The 4,644-nt window shown below is 74.8% G+C and carries 4 protein-coding genes; 2 read left to right on the plus strand and 2 right to left on the minus strand.

Annotated features, from left to right (window positions below; all coding sequences use genetic code 11):
• The first annotated feature begins 241 nt into the window (after positions 1-241).
• Positions 242-796: a type 1 glutamine amidotransferase domain-containing protein gene (locus NT8_RS27235; RefSeq protein WP_067975742.1), complete on the plus strand. Its 555-nt coding sequence runs from the start codon at positions 242-244 to the stop codon at positions 794-796.
• Between the two features lie 71 nt (positions 797-867).
• Complete coding sequence (gene pyk / locus NT8_RS27240; RefSeq protein ID WP_067975745.1) at positions 868-2,298, plus strand: pyruvate kinase; 1,431 nt, start codon at positions 868-870, stop codon at positions 2,296-2,298.
• A gap of 257 nt (positions 2,299-2,555) precedes the next feature.
• On the opposite strand, the gene NT8_RS27245 is transcribed toward pyk, so the two are convergent.
• On the minus strand, positions 2,556-3,578 hold the full coding sequence (locus tag NT8_RS27245) for a DUF1266 domain-containing protein (protein WP_084469327.1): 1,023 nt from the start codon (positions 3,576-3,578) through the stop codon (positions 2,556-2,558).
• Between the two features lie 176 nt (positions 3,579-3,754).
• On the minus strand, positions 3,755-4,546 hold the full coding sequence (locus NT8_RS27250; protein ID WP_067975748.1) for a helix-turn-helix domain-containing protein: 792 nt from the start codon (positions 4,544-4,546) through the stop codon (positions 3,755-3,757).
• Between the last annotated feature and the right edge of the window lie 98 nt (positions 4,547-4,644).

Genomic DNA, 4,644 nt, shown 5'->3' on the forward strand with positions numbered 1-4,644 from the left:
CCCCCCCCCCCCCCCCCCCCCCGCGCCCCCACCGGGCCGCGCCCCGCGCCCCGCGCCCCCCGCGCCCCGCGCCGGCCGCCGCGCAGAGCCGCCGCACCCCGGCCGCCGCGCCCCCCGATCGCCCGCGCCCGTCCGCGCCCGCCGATCCACACGCGTAACCTCCCCCTCCACCGGGCAGTGGGACCGGAGCGCCGCCACCCGGCGGCCCACCGCACACCACCCGAAGGGGGACGTCACCACCATGGCCAGCGACCTCACCGGCAAGACCATCGCCTTCCTCGTCGCACCCGAAGGCGTCGAACAGGTCGAGCTCACCGACCCCTGGAAGGCCGTCCAGGACGCCGGCGGCACCCCGCGCCTCGTCTCCACCGACAGCGGCGAGATCCAGGGGTTCGACCACCTCGACAAGGCCGACACCTTCCCCGTCGACACCACCGTGGACGACACCACCGCCGCCGACTACACCGGCCTCGTCCTCCCCGGCGGCGTCGCCAACCCCGACTTCCTGCGCACCAACGAGCGCGCCGTCGCCTTCGTCAAGGAGTTCTTCGACAGCGGCAAACCCGTCGCCGCCATCTGCCACGCCCCGTGGACCCTGGTCGAGGCCGACGCCGTCCGCGACCGCCGCCTCACCTCCTGGCCCAGCCTGCGCACCGACATCACCAACGCCGGCGGCGAGTGGGTCGACGAGGAGGTCGTCGTCTGCGCCATGGGCGCCAACACGCTCGTCACCAGCCGCAAACCCGATGACCTGCCCGCATTCAACCGCGCCGCCCTCGACGCGTTCGCCAAGTAGCGGCCCCGCGTGCACCCGGCCGAAACCTGGTTTAGACCATTCCACGACCTACAAGCCCTAGAGTGTTAACCGTGACACGTCGAGCAAAGATCGTCGCGACCCTCGGTCCGGCCACGTCGAGTCCGGAGACCATCCGCGAACTCGTCGACGCCGGACTGGACGTGGCGCGACTCAACCTCAGCCACGGAACGCACGAAGACCACCGCGCCAACTACGACAACGTCCGGGCGGCCGCCCAGGCCAGCGGGCGCAGCGTCGGCATCCTCGCCGACCTCCAGGGGCCCAAGATCCGCCTCGGCACCTTCGCCGACGGCCCCGTCGACCTCGAACCCGGCGACGAGTTCACGGTCACCGTCGACGACGTCGCCGGCGACGCCCACCGGGTGTCCACCACCTACAAGGGCCTCCCCGGCGACGTCCGACCCGGCGACCGCGTCCTCATCGACGACGGCCGCGTCGTGCTGGAATGCACCAAGACCACCAGCACCGACGTCCACACGCGCGTGATCATCGGCGGCACCGTCTCCAACCACAAGGGACTCAACCTCCCCGGCGTCTCGGTCAGCGTGCCCGCGCTCACCGAGAAGGACGAGGCGGACCTGCGCTGGGCCCTCGCCCAGGGCGTCGACATGGTCGCGCTGTCCTTCGTGCGCAGCCCCGCCGACGCCGACGAGGTCCACCAGATCATGGACGAGGTCGGGGTACGCGTCCCCCTCATCGCCAAGATCGAGAAGCCGCAGGCCGTCGAACGCCTCCAGGACATCATCGAGGTCTTCGACGGCGTCATGGTCGCCCGCGGCGACCTCGGCGTCGAACTCCCGCTGGAGAACGTGCCGATGGTGCAGAAGCGCGCCGTCGAACGCTGCCGCGACAAGGCCAAGCCGGTCATCGTCGCCACGCAGATGCTCGAATCCATGATCAGCGCGCCCCGCCCCACCCGGGCCGAGGCGTCCGACGTCGCCAACGCCGTCCTCGACGGCGCCGACGCCGTCATGCTGTCGGGTGAGACCAGCGTCGGCAAGTATCCGATCGAGACCGTGCAGACCATGGCCCGCATCGTCGCCGCCGCCGAGCAGGAGTCGCTGCGCGCCTCGCACATCCTCAACCGGGTCCCCGAGACCACCGGAGGGGCCATCGCCCGCGCCGCCGCCGAGGTCGGAGCCACCGTCGGCGCCAAGGCCCTGGTCGCCTTCACCATGTCCGGCGAGACCGCGCGGCGCCTCGCCCGCTACCGGTCGCCCATCCCGCTGCTGGCCTTCACCACCACCACGGCCACCCGCTCCCAGCTCTCGCTGACCTGGGGCGTCGAGACCCACTGCGTGGCCTGGGTCGACCACACCGACGAGATGGTGCGCCAGGTCGAGAGTGAGCTCCTCGACATGGGCGTCTACCAGAAGGGCGACAAGATCGTCATCGTCGCCGGCAGCCCGCCCGGAACGCCCGGGTCGACCAACTCGCTGCGGGTCCACCGCATCGGCGACGCCATCGCGCACGGGAAGTGACCCGGCCGCGCACCCCGCACGGGGACTGACACACCCCGCGCACACCACGAGGCCCCATCCCCCGGGAGGCGCACCCGCGCCCGCCCGGGGAGGGGCCTGACGGCGTTCACGGGGCCGATGCCCGCCCTGCCCGTCCCGCGCGACGGCCTGCCGGGGGCGATCAGCGCACGGCCTCGCGCCCGCCGCGCACCCCGCGTCGGCCCGCGGGGAACGATCGGCCCACGGCCTCGCACCCCGCGACGGCCTGCCAGGGTCGGTCAGCCCACGGCCTCGCGCCCGCCGCCCCGCCACCGTACGCGCGGTGCCCGCGGCCGGCCCGCCGACCCCGCCCGCCCCGCGTGCGGCTGCTCCTCCTCCACCGCCCCGGACTCATAGGAGACCCGCTCCAGCGGCATGTCCCACGGCAGCAGGTTCCACGGACTCGCCGGATCGGTGGTCAGCAGCCCCAGCGCGGTCCACACCCGGTCGCCGCCGGTGTCCTCGGCCCCGCCGCCCCCGTGCCACAGCAGGTACCCCCCGTGGAACGCCTCGGCCAACTGCCGCCAGCTCACGTACCGGCGCTGCAGGTCCGACGCCACCCGCCGCAGCAGGTTCCGGGTCTCGGTCGGGCTCAACCAGTCCAGCGTCGCCCCGCCGCACGCCAACCGGATCAGGTGCACCGACCGCCACCACTGGTAGGCGCCGATCACCACGGTCTCGGCGGAGTCGTCCGCCCCCGTGATCTCGCGCATCCGCGCCACCTGCTCCGGGGTCAGCACCAGCCCGCCGCCGGCGCCGCCGGCCGCCCGGTCGCGCACCGTCCCCGTGCGCAGGTCGACCACCAGGTCGGCGCTGGGGCCGGCGTGCAGCTCCTCCCACAGCCGGTCGACCGCCGCCAGCAGCGACTCCCGGTCGACGACGTCCCACTCGGCCTCGAACACCCGCCGGTACTGGCGGCGCAGCTGCGGTCGCACCACCACGTCCCACGGCTCGGCCAGCGCCACCCGGAACGGCGCCGCGACCGCCGCCGCCCACCGCTCGGTGGTCAGCGGGCCCTCGGGGTCCTTGGTGCGCAGCGCGGGGGCCTCGCGGGCGCCGATGACCAGCTCGGCGAAGGAGCCCGCCGCCAGCAGCGCGATCGGCACGAACGCCCACCCGGGCGCGCCCACGAGGACCAGCAGCCCCGCCACAACGGGCAGGGGCGCCATCGACCACGGCTGGCGGCGCTTGGACCCCCAGGCCACGACGGCCCAGGCGCCGGTCGTCAGCGCCCCGACCACTGCGGCCACCGCGGCGAGCACCGGCCACCCCCTCCACATCGGACGGCGGCCGCCGCCGGCGGACCGCTGCCCGGAACACTCCGGAGTTCCAGGATCGGTGACGGGGACGCCCGCCGGCGCCCAAACCCACGGGTTGTGCTCAGGTTGTAGCCGTGATGTGACCGCTCACAGCGCGTGCCCCGGCCCCCCACGGGAGGTCACCGCTTGGGCCCGACGTGCAGGTCCAGCCGCGCCACGTCGTCACGCCGGGCGACGGAGACGATGTGGGCGTCGGCCCACCGGTCGTGCCGCCGCTGCTGCACCCGTCGGGTCCACGCCACGCCCAACCGGTCGAGCGCCGCGCAGAGCAGCCCGGCGATGTCGGGGGAGGCGCTGGCGAAGAAGTAGCGCGGGTAGGCGTAGTACCGCCACGCGCCCCCGACCCGGCGCCGCACCCGGTTCACCACCCGGCACCCGTCGGAGTGCAGCAGCCCGCGCGCGAACGCGCCCGGGTGGGCGTCGACGGCCTCCCGCTGCCACGGGTCCAGCCGGATCGGCCGGGTGTGCTTGGGACCGGGGCCGTGCTGGGGGAACAGGCACGGCCAGTGCTTGGAGGCCGACCGCACGGCGGTGCAGCCGGTGCGGCGGACCCGGTGGGCGGAGCAGGGCAGGACGGCGGTCATGGTCCGCGCGCACTCCTCGATGAGGCCGGGATAGCGGTCGTCGCAGAAGACGGCGAGGTAGTACACGCCGCGGCGCGACGCGGCGATGTGGCCGTCGCCGAGGTAGAGGCCCAGGAGGTGGGCGTAGGCGGCGGTGTCGAGGGTGCCGGAGCCGCAGCGCGGGCAGTACGCTGTGCGGTCGCGTCCGGCGGCGGGGGAGCGGCGGCGGCCGGTGTGCCAGTGGCGGACGGCCTGGACGGAGACGCCGCAGGCGCGGGCGACGTCGGCGTCGTCCAGGCCGCGGGCGTGCAGGCGGAGGGCGCGGTCGACGGTGGCGCGGGGGTACATGCCCGTGATGGTGGCGGGGTGGGGCGCGCTGCGGGGCGGAACGCCCGGAAATGACACCGGCGGCCCAGGTGGGACGGCTCGGGAGAGCCGTCCCACCT

Origin of the sequence: Nocardiopsis trehalosi NBRC 14201 (assembly GCF_001552555.1) — a bacterium.
Classification (GTDB): Bacteria; Actinomycetota; Actinomycetes; order Streptosporangiales; family Streptosporangiaceae; genus Nocardiopsis_B; species Nocardiopsis_B trehalosi.

Bases quoted from the DNA above. Each gene is read 5' to 3' on its own strand.
- NT8_RS27235 (WP_067975742.1), top strand. From the start codon at position 242: ATGGCCAGCGACCTCACCGGCAAGACCATCGCCTTCCTCGTCGCACCC.
- NT8_RS27250 (WP_067975748.1), bottom strand. From the start codon at position 4,546: ATGTACCCCCGCGCCACCGTCGACCGCGCCCTCCGCCTGCACGCCCGC.